This window comes from Janthinobacterium sp. GW823-FHT03B06, assembly GCF_058796955.1.
This window is the reverse complement of sequence record NZ_JBXAJE010000002.1, coordinates 353,189-368,704: the sequence shown is the minus strand read 5'-3', so window position 1 is coordinate 368,704 and position 15,516 is coordinate 353,189. Positions and strand designations below refer to the sequence as shown.

15 protein-coding genes are annotated in these 15,516 nt (G+C 64.5%); 12 read left to right on the top strand and 3 right to left on the bottom strand.

The genetic code is table 11. The annotated features are described in order from the left end of the window. Positions 1 to 26 precede the first annotated feature (26 nt). Complete coding sequence (tssJ, locus tag AC1RBA_RS07600; protein WP_070288792.1) at positions 27 to 623, bottom strand: type VI secretion system lipoprotein TssJ; 597 nt, start codon at positions 621 to 623, stop codon at positions 27 to 29. A gap of 271 nt (positions 624 to 894) precedes the next feature. Here tssJ and AC1RBA_RS07595 point away from each other — a divergent pair, with 271 nt between their 5' ends. The 12 genes from AC1RBA_RS07595 (at position 895) to AC1RBA_RS07540 (ending at position 13,759) form a co-directional block, all read left to right on the top strand. Next, positions 895 to 1,485: a tetratricopeptide repeat protein gene (locus AC1RBA_RS07595; protein ID WP_099411616.1), complete on the top strand. Its 591-nt coding sequence runs from the start codon at positions 895 to 897 to the stop codon at positions 1,483 to 1,485. 37 nt (positions 1,486 to 1,522) lie between these two features. Further along, complete coding sequence (gene tssB / locus AC1RBA_RS07590) at positions 1,523 to 2,032, top strand: type VI secretion system contractile sheath small subunit (protein WP_121670092.1); 510 nt, start codon at positions 1,523 to 1,525, stop codon at positions 2,030 to 2,032. Between the two features lies 1 nt (position 2,033). Further along, on the top strand, positions 2,034 to 3,524 hold the full coding sequence (gene tssC, locus AC1RBA_RS07585) for a type VI secretion system contractile sheath large subunit (protein WP_070224152.1): 1,491 nt from the start codon (positions 2,034 to 2,036) through the stop codon (positions 3,522 to 3,524). A 31-nt stretch (positions 3,525 to 3,555) separates the two neighbouring features. Further along, positions 3,556 to 4,047, top strand: coding sequence for an Hcp family type VI secretion system effector (locus AC1RBA_RS07580; protein ID WP_034750126.1), 492 nt, complete (start codon positions 3,556 to 3,558; stop codon positions 4,045 to 4,047). A 65-nt stretch (positions 4,048 to 4,112) separates the two neighbouring features. After that, on the top strand, positions 4,113 to 4,589 hold the full coding sequence (gene tssE / locus AC1RBA_RS07575; RefSeq protein ID WP_409028177.1) for a type VI secretion system baseplate subunit TssE: 477 nt from the start codon (positions 4,113 to 4,115) through the stop codon (positions 4,587 to 4,589). After that, on the top strand, positions 4,586 to 7,228 hold the full coding sequence (tssH, locus tag AC1RBA_RS07570) for a type VI secretion system ATPase TssH (protein WP_492403276.1): 2,643 nt from the start codon (positions 4,586 to 4,588) through the stop codon (positions 7,226 to 7,228). The genes tssE and tssH overlap by 4 nt, the downstream gene beginning before the upstream one ends. A gap of 34 nt (positions 7,229 to 7,262) precedes the next feature. After that, entirely contained in the window at positions 7,263 to 8,300 is a 1,038-nt protein-coding gene (gene tssA / locus AC1RBA_RS07565) for a type VI secretion system protein TssA (protein ID WP_492417481.1), read from the top strand. 33 nt (positions 8,301 to 8,333) lie between these two features. Continuing rightward, complete coding sequence (locus AC1RBA_RS07560; RefSeq protein ID WP_492417479.1) at positions 8,334 to 9,134, top strand: substrate-binding periplasmic protein; 801 nt, start codon at positions 8,334 to 8,336, stop codon at positions 9,132 to 9,134. Positions 9,135 to 9,159: 25 nt separating this feature from the next. Further along, positions 9,160 to 9,672 (top strand): lipocalin family protein, encoded by a 513-nt coding sequence (locus AC1RBA_RS07555; RefSeq protein WP_070224147.1) that lies wholly within the window; start codon positions 9,160 to 9,162, stop codon positions 9,670 to 9,672. 264 nt (positions 9,673 to 9,936) lie between these two features. Beyond that, positions 9,937 to 11,694, top strand: coding sequence for a methyl-accepting chemotaxis protein (locus AC1RBA_RS07550; RefSeq protein WP_492417477.1), 1,758 nt, complete (start codon positions 9,937 to 9,939; stop codon positions 11,692 to 11,694). 86 nt (positions 11,695 to 11,780) lie between these two features. Continuing rightward, entirely contained in the window at positions 11,781 to 12,488 is a 708-nt protein-coding gene (locus AC1RBA_RS07545) for a tRNA-uridine aminocarboxypropyltransferase (protein ID WP_492417475.1), read from the top strand. Positions 12,489 to 12,568: 80 nt separating this feature from the next. Next, positions 12,569 to 13,759: a PA0069 family radical SAM protein gene (locus AC1RBA_RS07540; RefSeq protein ID WP_492417473.1), complete on the top strand. Its 1,191-nt coding sequence runs from the start codon at positions 12,569 to 12,571 to the stop codon at positions 13,757 to 13,759. On the opposite strand, the gene AC1RBA_RS07535 is transcribed toward AC1RBA_RS07540, so the two are convergent. After that, a complete protein-coding gene (locus AC1RBA_RS07535; RefSeq protein WP_492417471.1) occupies positions 13,756 to 14,415 on the bottom strand; it encodes a gamma-glutamylcyclotransferase in 660 nt (219 codons plus the stop codon). The genes AC1RBA_RS07540 and AC1RBA_RS07535 overlap by 4 nt on opposite strands. Positions 14,416 to 14,444: 29 nt before the next feature. Then, on the bottom strand, positions 14,445 to 15,413 hold the full coding sequence (locus tag AC1RBA_RS07530) for a LysR family transcriptional regulator (protein ID WP_492417469.1): 969 nt from the start codon (positions 15,411 to 15,413) through the stop codon (positions 14,445 to 14,447). Positions 15,414 to 15,516: the final 103 nt, after the last annotated feature.

Here is a 15,516-nt window from a genome sequence, read left to right as displayed (position 1 = left end):
TTGAATGTGTGGCGTGTCTGTTGGTGCTATTGGCAGCGCGGGGCCGACAGCGTGGACGTGCCGCTGATGCTGAGCGCGCACGCATGCAGGCCGACGGTGATGCCGCTGCGTTCCGCGTCGGCGGCGGCAAAGGTGGCGCGCCAGCGCTGTGTCGCAGGCGCGCGGAACAGGGCCACGACGCCGATGAAATACGCTTCCTTGCTGACTTTTTCCTGCACTTCGTAGCGCTGGCCCGGCACCAGCAGCACCTCTTTGACTTCCATCAGGTCGGCGCCCAGCGCCGCTTTTTCGCGCTGCGCGTCGAGGAAGCTGTCGTAAGGCGCCTGCTCGAAGGCGGCGCTCTGGCGCAGCTTGTAGATGCGCGCCACCAGCGCCAGCGGCCGGCCGTCGGCATCGGTGTTCAGGCGCTGCGCCGCGTGCAGGCGGATGCTGACGTTGCGCGGCGGCTGCTGCGCGTCGGGCAGTTCCGGCGGCGGCTTGGCCACGCCGGCCATTTGCAGCGCCGCGTTGGCCAGGGTGCCGATGGCGCCGCCCGCGCAGCCGGTCAGCAGCAACGCTTGCAGCAATGCCAGCAGCGGTAGCGCGGTGGCGCGGGCCGGGCGGAGCAGGGCGTCAGGTGGCATGGGCGACCTTTGCAAGATGTAGTGTGGAAACAAAAGTGTTGCAGTCATTTAAACGCATGCACGGGCGACCTGCTTGCGTTGGCGCAAGATCGGTCTGCGATCAAGACAATTACTGCGCCAGATCAGGATTCATGTCGTCCTACGCGGCTGTAGCGTGGAACTTCTTCTTTGCTGATTAATCTCAATTTGGTAAAAAATTGCCGATCAATAATAGTCTTCACGCCGCCCATCTTTCCCAGCGGTAGCGTCCTCCACGTGAAGGAGTACCCCGATGAAGCCAGCCACGATATCGCTCCGTATTGTCTGCCTTGCCAGCGCCTTGCTGCTGGCCGCCTGCGCCACGCCGGATCAGTCGGCGTCCCCAAAACCTGCCGCACCGACCCTGGCGCAAGTGATGAGCGACGCCGATGCGGCGGCGCGCGCCGGCCAGTACGAGCGTGCCATGACCCTGCTTCAGCGCGGCGGCGCGAGCTATCCCGCCGACAAGGCGCCGTGGCTGCAAATGGCGCAGATGAAGTTCGACCGCGGCCAGTACGGCGACGCCATCGGCCATGCGCTTGAAGCGCTGGAGCGCGACCCGGACGACAAGGTGGCCAACAGCATCGTCGCCGTCAGCGGCTTGCGCCTTTCCGGCAAGGCGCTGGCCGATCTGTCGCGGCAAAATAATCTGAATGGTTCGTTGCGCTCGGAAGCGCAGGACCTGGCCAAGCTGCTGCGCGCAAGCATAGGCGAAGACGTCCTGGTGCCGCCGGCCAGGCGCCCGCCGGCGGCCGGCAAGCGCGCGGCCGGTTCCGGTACGCCGGCGGCGAAGGGCGCGGCGCAGCAAGGCAGCGCGGCCGACCCGTTCAGCGGCCTGAAATAAGCGAGCATCCCCACCATCTCCTTGCAAAGGAAGCGACATGTCCAAGTCCGACAGCGTGCAAAAACGCCTGAAGCAGGTACGCGCGCCGCGCGTGCAAATGACCTATGACGTCGAGATCGGCGACGCGATTGAAAACAAGGAGCTGCCCTTCGTGGTCGGCGTGCTGGGCGACTTTGGCGGCAACCCTGACAGCGAGAAAAAACGCCTGAAGGACCGCAAGTTCGTTTCCATCGACAGCGCCAATTTCGATGAAGTGCTGTCCGGCGTGGAGCCGGTGGCCCGTTTCGCCGTGCCGAACCGTATCAGCGAGGCGGGCGGCACGTTCGCCGTCGATCTGCACTTCCGCTCGATGGACGACTTCCGCCCGGAATCGGTGGTGCGCCAGGTCGATCCCTTGCGCAAGCTGCTCGAGGCGCGCACCAAGCTGGCCGACCTGCGCAACAAGCTGGCCGGCAACGACAAGCTGGAAGACTTGCTGACGGAAGTGCTGAACAACACGGACAGCCTGGCTACCCTGAAACCGCAGTTCCCGGCGCAGGAGGATTGAGATGAGTACCCAGGCAGAGGCCCTAGCAGTATCCACGCCCGGCGCGCCGGCCGCGACCGATTTGCTCGACCAGATCGTCGAGCAAAGCCGCGTCGCCAAGTCCGGTGCCGAACATGCGCGCGCGCGCGACCTGATCTCGGAACTGGTGGCCCAGGTGCTCGACGGCACGGTGCTGATGTCGAGCAGCCTGTCGGCCACCTTGGACGCGCGCGTGGCGGAGATCGACCGCCTGATCTCGGCCCAGCTCAGCGAAATCATGCACGCGGCGCCGTTCCAGCAGCTCGAACAAAGCTGGACGGGGCTGCGCTACCTGGTCGGCAATTCCGACACGGGCACGCGCCTGCAGATCCGCATGTTCAACGCCACCAAGCGCGAACTGGTGAAGGATTTCCAGGCCGCGCTGGAGTTCGACCAGAGCAGCATGTTCAAGAAGGTGTATGAAGAGGAATTCGGCACCTTCGGCGGTGCGCCATTTGCCGCGTTGCTGGGCGACTTCGCCATCTCGCGCCAGCCGGAAGACATGTATTTCGTCGAGCAGATGTCGCACGTCGCCGCCGCCGCGCACGCGCCCTTCATCGCCTCGGCTGCGCCGGAACTGTTTGGCCTGGAAAGCTACGGTGACCTGGGCAAGCCGCGCGACCTGGCCAAGGTGTTCGATACCGTCGAGTACGCGAAATGGAAAGCCTTCCGCGAATCCGAGGACGCCCGCTACGTCGGCCTGACCTTGCCCCGCTTCCTGGGCCGGCTGCCGTTCAATCCCGTCGACGGCACCACGGTCGACGGTTTTAACTTTGTCGAGGAAGTCGACGGCAGCGATCATCACAAATACCTGTGGTGTAACGCCGCGTATGCGTTTGGCAGCAAGCTGACGCGCGCCTTTGCCGACTACGGCTGGTGCGCCGCCATCCGCGGCGTGGAGGGCGGCGGCCTGGTGGACGACCTGCCGACCCACACCTTCAAGACGGACGAGGGAGACGTGGCCCTGAAATGCCCGGCCGAAGTGGCGATCACCGACCGGCGCGAAAAGGAGTTGTCGGACCTGGGCTTCATCTCGCTGGTGCATTGCAAGAACACGGCGTATGCGGCGTTTTTCGGCGCGCAGTCGGCGCAGAAAAGCCGCAAGTACAACAGCGACGCGGCCAACGCCAACGCGGTGCTGTCGTCGCAGCTGCAGTACATCTTCGCCGTCTCGCGCATCGCGCACTACATGAAGGCCATGATGCGCGACAAGATCGGCAGCTTTGCCGCCGCCTCCAGCGTGGAAGATTTTCTGAACCGCTGGCTGATGCAGTACGTGCTGCTCGACGATAACGCCAGCCAGGAACAGAAGGCGCAGTTCCCGCTGCGCGAAGCGTCCGTGCAGGTGCATGAAGTACCGGGCCGGCCCGGCGTGTACCGCGCCGTGTCGTTCCTGCGGCCGCACTTCCAGCTCGATGAATTATCCGTTTCGCTCCGACTGGTCGCGGAGTTGCCGAAGTCGACCAATTCCTGAATCACCCATCTTTCAACCAGAGGAGCACACCATGGCAATCGATGTATATCTGCAGATAGACGGCATCAAGGGCGAGTCCACCGATGACAAGCACAAGGACTGGATCGAATGCAAATCGGTCAGCTGGAGCGTCGAGCAGCCGAAGTCCGCCACCGCTTCGACGGGCGGCGGCCACACGGCCGAACGCTGCGAACACAAGGACATCGTCATCTCCAAGCTGGCCGATCTGGCCTCGCCGGTGCTGCTGCAGACCTGCTCGGCCGGCAAGACCATCCCCAAGGCGCGCTTCGAATTCATGCGCGCCGACGGCCAGGGGGAGCGCGTCAAGTATTTTGAAATCGAAATCGAGAACGTATTGATCGGCGCCGTGACGCCGAATGTGGAAGAAGGCGACATCCTCGGTGAACACGTCGGCTTCAAATTCTCGAAAGTGAAGTGGAAATACACGCAGCAAAAAGTGACGGGCGGCGCCGGCGGCAATACCTCGGGCGGCTGGGACCTGGCCGCGAACCGCGTGGCTTGATCCATGGTGCGCGGCGCGCGGCGGCCACCTTCGCCGCGCGCCGCGCCGATTTTTCAGGAGAGCGCATGGACAGTTATGTACCTGGCCTGTTTGACCGCCTGATGGATGACGGCGGCAGTGCGGCGGGCGGCGTGGCGGTGCGCCTGTCGCTGGAACAATTGAAGGATGCGGTGGCGCGCGACCTGGAGGAACTGCTCAACACGCGCGTGGCCCTGCCGCCCGGCGCGCTCGACGCCTATCCGGAATGCGCGGCCTCCATCGTCAACTATGGCCTCATCGATTTCGCCGGCATGTGCCTGTCCAGCAGCGATGACCGCGCCCGCATCTGCGCCGCGCTGAAGGCGGCCATCGAACGCCATGAACCGCGCCTGCGCAATGTGCGCGCCCGCCTGGAGCGCGAAGCGGGCAGCATCAACCGCGTCGGCTTCGTCATCAGCGGCACCCTGGCCGTGATGGCAGGCGGCGAGGCGGTCAATTTCGACGCCGTGCTGCAGCCGTCGTCGCTGCGCTATTCGATCAACCGCAAGGGAGCCGCCGCATGAGCAATCATTTGAAAACCCTGATCGCCAAACTCAATGACACGGCGCGCACGGCCGCCACCCGCGCCGCCGCCATCTGCGTGGGACTGGGCCAGTACGAAGTCGATGTCGAGCACCTGTTCCTGGCGCTGCTGGAGCAGGAGCGCAGCGATTTCGTCACCATCGCGCGGCGCAGCGAAATCAGCCTGACGGCGCTGGAGGCGGATTTGCGCCGCGAGATCGGCGGCTTCCGGACGGGCAGCGCGCGCACGCCCGTGTTTTCGCGCCACTTGCCGCTGCTGTTCGAACACGCCTGGCTGATCGCTTCGCTGGACACGACGCGGCCAGGGCCTATCCGCAGCCGCCATCTGTTGCTGGCGCTGCTGACGGAGCCGGAACTGTCGCAGCTCGCGTACCGCGGCTCGAAGCTGTTCGCCCGCTTCAGCGTGGAGCAGTTGAAACACCATCCGGACAAGCTGACGGCAGGTTCTGATGAAGAGGAAAGCGCGGCAGTGCCGCAGCTTGCCGACCTGTCCGAAGATCCTGTTGCCGCCCTGGCCAGCAAAACTCCGGCGCTGGACCAGTTCACCACCGACCTGACGCAGCTGGCGCGCGACGGCAAGCTCGATCCCGTGATCGGCCGCGAGGCCGAGATACGCCAGGCCGTCGACATCCTGCTGCGCCGGCGCCAGAACAATCCGATACTCACGGGCGAGGCGGGCGTGGGCAAGACGGCCGTGGTGGAAGGCCTGGCCTTGCGCATCGCCGCCGGCGACGTGCCCGAGGTGCTGCAGGGCGCGCACATCCACGCGCTCGACATGGGCTTGCTGCAGGCCGGCGCCAGCGTGAAGGGCGAGTTCGAAAGCCGGCTGAAAAATGTCATCGACGAGGTGGCGAAAAGCCCGCATCCGATCATCCTCTTCATCGACGAGGCGCATACCATGATCGGCGCCGGCGGCCAGGCGGGACAGAACGACGCGGCCAATCTGCTGAAACCGGCGCTGGCGCGCGGCGCCCTGCGCACCATCGCCGCCACCACCTGGAGCGAGTACAAAAAGTACTTTGAAAAGGATGCGGCGCTGGCGCGGCGCTTCCAGGTGGTGAAGGTGGAAGAGCCGAGCGAAGACATCGCCTGCGCCATGCTGCGCGCCATGGCGCCGCTGATGGAGCGCCATTTCGGCATCCGCGTGCGCGACGCCGCCATCGTCGAGGCGGTACGCCTGTCGCACCGCTACATCAGCGGGCGTCAGCTGCCCGACAAGGCCATCAGCGTGCTCGATACGGCGTGCGCCAAGGTGGCGCTGGGCCAGCGCGCCACGCCGGCGCAGCTGGAAAACGCGAACCGGCGGCAGGAACGCATCGGCGCGGAAATCGCCGCGCTGAGCCGCGAGGCGGCCGATGGCGAAGCGCCCGACAAGGCCGGCGCCGCGCGCCTGGCGCAGCTGCGGCGCGAGCATGACGAAGGACAGGCGCAGATCGCGGCGCTGGCGCAGCGCTGGGAGCGCGAAAAAACGCTGGTGGCGCAGATCGGCGACTTGCGCGCGCAGCTGCGCGGCGAGCGGCCGGGCGAGATCGGCGCGGCGCGCCTGCTGGCGCTGAAGGAAGAGCTGGCGGCCCTGCAGGGAGAAGCGCCGCTGTCGCCGCTGGAAGTCGATGCGCAGGTGGTGGCCGGCATCGTCGCCGGCTGGACCGGCATCCCGCTGGGGAAAATGCTCAAGGACGAGATCCGCACGGTGCTGACCCTGGAGGGCGCGCTGCGCGAACGGGTGCTGGGACAGGACCACGTCATCGACGCGGTGGCGCAGCGCGTGCGCACGGCGCGCGCCAGCCTGGACGACCCGAACAAGCCGCAAGCCGTGTTCCTGTTCACGGGGCCGTCGGGCACGGGCAAGACGGAAACGGCGCTGGCGCTGGCCGATCTGCTGTACGGCGGCGAGCGCAAGCTCGTTACCATCAACATGAGCGAGTACCAGGAAGCGCACAGCGTGGCCGGCCTGAAAGGCTCGCCGCCCGGCTATGTCGGCTATGGCGAAGGCGGCGTGCTGACGGAAGCCGTGCGGCGCCAGCCCTACAGCGTGGTGCTGCTCGACGAGGCGGAAAAGGCCCATCCCGACGTGCTCGAATTGTTCTTCCAGGTGTTCGACAAGGGCGTGCTCGATGATGCGGAAGGGCGCGAAGTCGATTTTCGCAACACCATCATCATCGCCACGTCGAACCTGGGGTCCGGCGCCATGATGGCCGCCTGCCTGAACCGGGTCGCGCAAGACTTGCCCACGCCGGCCGCGCTGGAAGAACTGGTGCGCCCGCAACTGGTGGCGCACTTCAAGCCGGCCCTGCTGGGGCGCCTGAAAGTGCTGCCGTTTTATCCCCTGAACGACGCGGTGCTGGCCGAAATCATCGCCCTGAAGCTGGCGAGGATAGGCGCACGCATCGCGCGCAACCACCAGGCGCAGTTCAGTCACGATGCTGGCCTGGTCGACGCCGTGCTGGCGCGCTGCACCGAGGTCGATTCGGGCGCGCGTAATGTCGATCAAATTCTGAACGGCAGCCTGCTGCCGGCGATCGCCGAAGCGGTGCTGGCGCGCATGGCGGCAGGCGAGCCGCTCGCGTCGATACGCGTCACTGCAAATAAGCAGGGGCAGTTCAAATACACCATCAAATAACGTCAGCAAGTAACGTCACCCCGCGGAGGGCACCATGTTCAATCTGGAGCAGTTGCTGCACCCCGTCAGCGCCGTCAGTCCCTGCGGCGAAGACATCACCTTCAGCCAGGAGCTCGACGCCATCGCGCGCGCGCGCCAGCACGACGACCCGAGCCTGGACCAGGGCGAGTGGGTGACGGCGCTGAAGGAAGCCGACTGGCCTTTCGTGGCGACGCGCTGCGAACAGCTGATCGCCACGCACAGCAAGGATTTGCGCGTGGCCGTCTGGCTGGCCGAAGCGCACGCGAAAACGCGCCACTTCCGCGGCCTGGGCGACGGCTACGCGCTGCTGGCCGGCCTGTGCGAGCGCTATTGGGATGGCCTGTATCCGCCGGCGGAAGAGGGCGACCAGGAGCAGCGCATCGGCAATGTCTTCTGGCTGCTCTCGCGCACGCCGCAGTTGCTGCGCGAGATTCCGCTGACGGAAGGCGCCGACGGCCTGTTTTCGCTGCAGGATTTCGATGCGGCGCGCCAGCGCGCGGCCGCCAGCCTGGCGCCGGGCGCGGCGGAGCAGGGCTGGGGCGATGCGCGCCACGACGAAGGCGTGACCCTGGCGCAGATGGAGGCGGCGCGGCAAAGGAACTCGCGCGCCTTTTCCGACGCCTTGCTGGCCGATGCGCAGTACTGCATGCAGTCGCTGCTGGCGTTCGAGCGCAGCGTCGACGCGCGTTTCGGCGTCGACGGTCCGAGTTTTCGCGCCGCGCGCGAAGCGCTGGAAAACGCCATTCATTTCATCGCGCCGCTGTCACCGGATGCGGACTTTGCCGACGCGCCGAGGGCCGCTGGCCAGGGCGCTGACGCAGGCGCAGGCGGGAGCGCCATCGTGCAGCGCCAGCAGGCGCTGGCCCAGCTGCGCCAGGTGGCCGATTTTTTCCGCCGCACGGAGCCGCACAGCCCCGTCGCCTACCTGGCCGACAAGGCCGCCAGCTGGGGCGAGCTGCCGCTGCACCTGTGGCTGCGCGCCGTCGTGAAGGATTCAAGCACCCTGGCGCAACTCGACGAAATGCTGGGCACGAACAGCGCGAACGGATGATCGGTTTGCGCGCTTCCATGCTAATCTTCCGGCATGTCCAGAATGTTCATCCTGCCTGCCGCGCTATGCCTGTTCCTCGCTGCCAGTGCGCGGGCGGAGGGGGCGACGCCGCTGGTGATCTATGGCGACGACGATTATCCGCCGTACTCCTACGTCGACAACGGCCAGCTGAAAGGCATCTACACGGAGATCGTGCGCGAAGCCGTGCAATCGATGCCGCAATATGCGGTGCAACTGCGTCCCGTGCCGTGGAAACGGGGCGTGCTGATGCTGCAGACAGGCGAGGCGTTTGCCTTGTATCCGCCGTATTCGTGGCGCAGCGAGCGGCCGTACGTGCGCTATTCCGTGCCGCTGCTGATGGAGCAGCTGGTGGTGCTGTGCAACCAGGACGTGCTGGCGAAGCGCGCGCTGCGGCAGTGGCCCGCCGATTACGGCGGCCTGCACATCGGCGTGAACGCGGGTTTTTTGCTGGGCGATGCGCAACAGACGGCAGCCCTGCAAGCGGCCAGCATCGTGTTCGATACGGCCAAGGGCACGCGCACGAATCTGCTCAAGCTGATGCGCGGGCGTATCGATTGCTATGTCAGCGACCGCCTGTCGGCGCAGTGGGAATTGCAGCGCATCCGGCGCGAGGGTGCGCCGGGCACGCCGATGCAGGCGATACAGGAAACCGCGCAGCTGGCCAGCCAGCAGGGCCACCTGGGTTTTACGGAGCGCCGGCCCGCCGCCTACCCTTATCGCGATGACTTTATCGAACAATTCAATGCGGCCATCGTGCGCATGCAAGCCAATGGCGCAATCCGCCGCATCGTCGACCGCGCGCTGCTGCCCTGACTGATTCAACCCGATGGAGAAAAACATGAAAAGAATATTATTGCTATGTGTGCTCGTGCTGGCCGGCTGCGTAGGCCGGCCCGAGAATATTGTACCTGTCAGCAATTTCGACACGACCCGTTATCTGGGCAAATGGTATGAGATCGCGCGCCTCGACCACTCGTTCGAGCGGGGCCTGAGCCACGTGACGGCCGACTACAGCCTGCGCCAGGATGGCGGCCTGAAAGTGCTCAACCGCGGCTACCAGGATGCGGACGCGAAGTGGAAGGAAGCGGAAGGCAAGGCGTATTTCGTCGACAAGAAAGACGTCGGCTACCTGAAAGTGTCTTTTTTCGGTCCCTTCTATGGTTCCTACATCGTGTTTGATTTGGACCAGCAAGATTACAGCTATTCCATGATCAGCGGCCCCGACAAGTCCTACTTCTGGTTGCTGTCGCGCACGCCCACCATGGATCCTGCCTTGCAGCGGCGTTTGATCGAGAAAGCCGGTGGCTTGGGTTTCGATACATCAAAATTGATCTATGTGAAGCAAAACTGACCTTGCTTGCCTGCCGCCCGTTCGTGGCGGCATACCGTCTTCTGGTTGTTGCTTTTCTGCATGTTATTTCTTGCAATACCACTCTGATTCACTCACAATCTGCTCCAAAGTGGTGCGCTGCGGCGTGCTGCCATTCTGGTGACGCGCCTGCCATTGCGTCGCCGCTCGTGATTGCCGCACGGCAGATGCCTGCTATATTGATACGTAGCAGCAGGTCGGTTTCGTGGCGTCTGTGCATTGTTTTTTTCAGATAGGAATCACGCAATGAAAAACCTCAAAATCGGCGTACGTCTCGGTGGCGGTTTTGCCGCCGTCCTGCTCCTGTTGACGACCCTGACCGTGGTGGGTATCGTGCAGATGCAAAGCGCCAGCAAGGAAACCGATGCGCTGGTCAACGTCAAGGTGCGCAACGAGCGCCTGATCGGTGAATGGACCAAGGTCATCGAGGTGAACGCGGCGCGCACGGCGGCCGCCTGGAAAGTCGGCGATCCCGAACACCAGAAGCAGTTTGAACAGGAAATGGCCGTCTCGTCGGCACGCGCCACGGAAATTCAGAACGCTATCGGCAAAAGCGAGCTGAATGCCGAAGAGCAATCGCTGTACCAGGAGGTGCTGAGCACGCGCAAGGCTTACACGGAAGTACGCAAGAATGTGTTCAAGGCCAAGAATGCGGGCGATCTGGAACTGGGCAAGCGCCTGTACGAAGGCGACATGGCCGCCAAGCGCGACATCTACCTGGCGTCGTTGAAGAAGCTGGAACGGCTGGAAGCCAAATTGCTCGATGAAACGGCTGCGCAAATTCGTTCGCGCTACGAAAACGGCCGTCTGCTGCTGATCTCGCTGGGCGTGGTGGCCATCTTGCTGGGCATTGCCTGTGCCTACTGGATCACGCGCTCGATCACGCGTCCCATCACGCGTGCAGTCGAGGTGGCGCAAGCCGTTTCCGCCGGCGACCTGACCAGCCATATCGTGGTGGAAAGCCGCGATGAGACGGGACAGCTGATGCACGCGCTGAAAAACATGAACGATAAACTGGTCAGTATCGTGGGCCAGGTGCGCGCCGGCACCGAATCAATCAGCACGGCGTCGAGCGAAATCGCGGCCGGCAACCTGGACCTGTCGTCGCGCACGGAAGAGCAGGCCAGTTCGCTGGAAGAGACGGCATCGTCCATGGAAGAGCTGACCTCCACCGTGAAACTCAACGCCGACAATGCGCGCAGCGCCAACCAGCTGGCCATCGACGCCTCGCAGATCGCCAGCAAGGGCGGCGTGGTGGTCTCGGAAGTGGTCAGCACCATGGGCTCGATCAACGATTCCTCGCGCAAGATCGTCGACATCATCAGCGTCATCGACGCCATCGCCTTCCAGACGAATATCCTGGCCCTGAACGCGGCCGTCGAAGCGGCCCGCGCCGGCGAGCAGGGCAGTGGTTTTGCCGTCGTGGCCTCCGAGGTGCGCAACCTGGCGCAGCGCTCCAGCGCGGCGGCCAAGGAAATCAAGGGCTTGATCGACGATTCCGTGCAAAAGGTCGAGGCCGGTTCGCAACTGGTGGACAAGGCGGGCCGCACCATGGACGAGATCGTGCAAAGCATCAGCCATGTGACGCAGATCATGAACCAGATCACCGACGCCAGCGATGAACAGCGCACCGGCATCGAGCAAGTCAACCGGGCCATCGGCCAGATGGACCAGGTGACGCAGCAAAACGCGGCCCTCGTGGAAGAAGCGGCTGCGGCGGCCGAATCCATGCAGGAACAGGCGGCCAAGCTGGCCGACGTGGTGGGCGTGTTCAAGCTCGATGCCACACAGCGCTATGTTTCGGCCAGTGCTGGCCCGTCCGTGACGGCGTCTGCGCCCATCAAAGCTGCGGTGCGGCCTGCCATGCGGCACGCCACGCCGCAGACGCCGGCACCCGCCGTGGCCGCGCCTGCGCCGGGCAAGGCGGCGCCAGCGGACGCTGTGCGCGCACGCACACCGAAGACGACGGTGGCATCCGGTGCCGACGACTGGGAAGAGTTTTAAGCGCAGGTGTTTTAAGCGCAGCTTTCCCTTGGCATGGCACGGGCGCTACAATCGCGGCTTGAAGAATCCCGCGAACGCGCTCCGCCATGACCACCCGCCGTACCTCCAGCTCTATTTCCAGCGCGATCGCCAGCCCTGGCGCCGCATCCTCCTTCCAGGCTGAACCCGCCAAACGCGCACGCTGCCCGGTCTGCCTGCGCGCTGCGTCCAGCTGCATTTGCCGCTGGACTGCCCCCGTCGCCCACGCCGTGGACGTGCTGATCCTCCAGCATCCGCTGGAAGTCCACAATGCCAAGGGCAGCGCCCGCTTGCTGCATCTGAGCCTGCCCAACAGCCGCCTGTTGACGGGCGAACAGTTTGCCCCGGAGGCTCTCGCTGAACTGCTGGCCGACAAGCACAATGTGCTGCTGTACCCGGATACGCCAGGCGACCGTTCGCTGGGCATCGCGCCGCCGCCAGCGCTCGACCCGTCCATCTTGCTCGATCCGGCCCGATTTTCGAGCCAATTGCGGCTGGTGGTGCTGGACGCCACCTGGCGCAAGAGCCGCAAGATGCTGTATCTGAATCCCCTGTTGCAACAGCTGCCGCGCCTGCCGCTGCGCGATACACCCGCTTCCCATTATCTGATCCGCAAGGCGCATGCGCCAGACCAGTTATCGACGCTGGAAGCGACGTGTTATGCCCTGATGCAGTTGGAGCAAGACGCTTCCCGCTTCGTTCCCTTGATCACGGCATTTGACGGGTTTGTCGCGCAGCAGTTGAGTTATGTCATGCCGCATGGCGAAAAAGCTTGAAACGACAGCACGGTAGCCCTTGATCTTGGCCGCACAGCGGCATAGTATACTGTACGTATATACAGTTGATGGGGCCGTTCATGAAAGCAATCATTCCAGAGCACGATGACAGCTTTGCCGGGCAAGCCATGTTGCCGCCGCAATCGCTGAAAGCGCAAAAGGGCCGCGGGGCCGTCTCGAACCTGCAGGGGCGCCACGAGACGCATGCGCGCGCCGGTTTCGATGACGGCTGGAGCGTGGGCGGCCTGGACGAGGCGGCTGGGGAAGAGACGGCACCGGGATGGAAGACGCAGGTCAGCGACGAACAGGCGCGTACCATTCTCACGCGCAACGCTTCGCCCGATTTGCCCTTCAACGTGTCGCTGAACCCGTACCGGGGGTGTGAACATGGCTGTATTTATTGCTTTGCCCGCCCCACGCACAGCTATCTGGGCCTGTCGCCGGGCCTGGATTTCGAAAGCCGCATCTACGCCAAGGTGAACGCCCCCGAACTGTTGCGGCGCGAACTGGCCAAGCCGTCGTATGTGCCCGAACCGATCGCCCTGGGCGTCAATACCGATGCGTATCAGCCGTGCGAACGCGAACGGCAGCTGACGCGGCGCGTGCTGGAAGTGCTGCACGAATGCGACCACCCCGTGGCGCTGATCACGAAGTCATCGCTGATCGAGCGCGATATCGACATACTGGCGCCCATGGCGGCCAGGCGCCTGGCGGCCGTGGCCGTCACTGTCACGACGCTGGACCCGGCCATCGCGCGCACCCTGGAGCCGCGCGCGGCCGCCCCGGCGCGGCGCCTGCGCACCATCCGCACCCTGACGGAGGCGGGTATTCCCGTGGGTGTGAGCATCGCGCCCATCATCCCTTTCGTGACGGAGCCGGAAATCGAGCAGTTGCTCGAAGCCGTGCGCGACGCGGGCGCCATCCACGCCCATTACGTGGTGCTGCGCCTGCCGTGGGAAGTGAGCCCCTTGTTCCAGCAATGGCTGGAAGCGCACTTTCCGGAGCGTGCCCAGCGCGTGATGAACCGGGTGCGCGAAATGCGTGGCGGCAAGGATTACGACAGCGCGTTCGGCGCGCGCATGCGCGGCGAGGGGGTGTGGGCTGACCTCATCCGCCAGCGCTTTGAAAAGGCCGTGCACCGGCTGGGGCTGCACGGCAAGGGCGGCCGCTTCAAGCAGCTCGATTGCACGCAATTCCGCCGGCCGCTGGTGGTGCCGCCGCTGGGTGCAAAAGTAAAAAAAGGCAATGCGGGGCAGCTGGATTTGTTTTAAGTTAAACCGGCGTCAGCGCTGATGCCGCAGGGGTGTGCCGCGGCGCTGTCCTGGCTATGTGCCTGGAGCTGCGCCAGATGTTGCTCGATGGCAAATACATGCGGATCGCTCTTGCCCAGTTCGCGCAGGGCGCTGGCCAGGTGCAGCAGGTACTCGCTGTTCGGACCGCTGGGGCCGTTTGATCGGGCGATCTGGCGCGCGATATCGAGTTCCGATGCGGCGCCGAGGAAGGCGGCGTTTTCCTCGTTGGCGATGTACACCAGGCCTTCGACCTTGCTGCCATCGTCGAAGGTGATGTCGGTGGCCAGGCGCAGGTAGCCGTTTTTTTCGCGGTGGTCGAGGTGGGCGAAGACTTCGGGCGTGATCAGATACGCCATGCCGTCGCACACGGCGCCCGCCTGCGGCACGATGGTGGCGACCCGGCCCGGCGCCATCGGCGTGCCCCGGTGATCGTGCGAACCTTGCCAGAAGCGCCGCGTCCAGCCTTCGATGCTGGCGGGGCGACGTTCGATATAGGGGAAGTCCGCCTTGTAGATCAGCGAGCCATAGCCGAACAGCCACACCTGCTCATGGCCGTCGAATTTGTTCATGCGCTGGTTGATGGCGATGGTGGCGGCGTCGGTGGGCGACAGGGCGTGCTGGTCAGGCTGGGTCATGGTGCAAGCGGATAAGGGGCGATGCGCCATTATAAAGGGGCGTCGGCGAGGCCGCCGGCCGGCGGGGTGTCGCGGGCGGCCGGGCCCCCCGCTCCCACGTTCCACTCGTGCGTCTCGACAAAGCGGAACAGGAAGGCCATGAAGCTTTCGGCGGCCGGCGACAGCGAACGCCCCGTCTTCGTGTAGACGAAAAAGCGCCGCGTCAGTTCCGGCTCGTGCAGGGTGCGCATGTGCAATTTGTAGAGTTTGACCATCGGTTCCGCGTACGGCAAGCAGACCGTGATGCCGAGGTTGGCGCTGACCATGGCCAGCGCCGTCGTCATGAAGGTCACTTCGTTATAGGGATTGAGCGACAGTTCGCGAAACGCGCCGTGCATGTCGCGCAGCAAACGCTCTGTGAACTGGCCCTGCAGCGAAATGAACGGGTAGTCGCCCACGTCGGCCCAGGTCACGCGCTCTTTCTGCTGCAGCGGATGCTGCTCGGGGAAGACCAGTACGAAGGGCATCTCGAACAGCACTTGCGCGGCGATTTCCGCCGTCGGATCGCGCTCGGGGCCGATGCCGAAATCGACTTCGCCGCTGAAGACGCGCGCCGACACGTTTTCCACGGGGCAGTCGACCAGGCGCAGCTGCACCTCCGGGTGCGCCTGGCGGTAGGCGGCGATCACTTCCGGCAGCAGGGTGCAGGCCATCATCTGCGGCGCGGCGATGCGCACCAGACCCGTCTTCAGGGCCTTGCGCTGGGCGATGCCGGCCATGGCGCCGTCGAGGTCTTCGATCATCTTTTCAAACAGCGGATACAGTTCGCGGCCGATTTCCGACAGCTGCGTCTTGCGCGTGCTGCGCTCGACCACGCGCACGCCCAGCACGCTCTCCAGTTCCTTGATCAAGCCGCTCAAGGCGGACTGCGTCACGTGCAGGTATTCGGCGGCCAGGGTAAAACTGCCGGTCTTGGCCAGCGCCACGAAGGCGCGCATCTGCCGGAGGCTGGGACTCATAAGATAATCCGATAAATCGATGGTTAAAAATTGTTTGTATGATAGCTGTAACTCGATTCTAATGGTGAAAAGCTGAAAAACCCGCCATCCATCGGAGACAGAC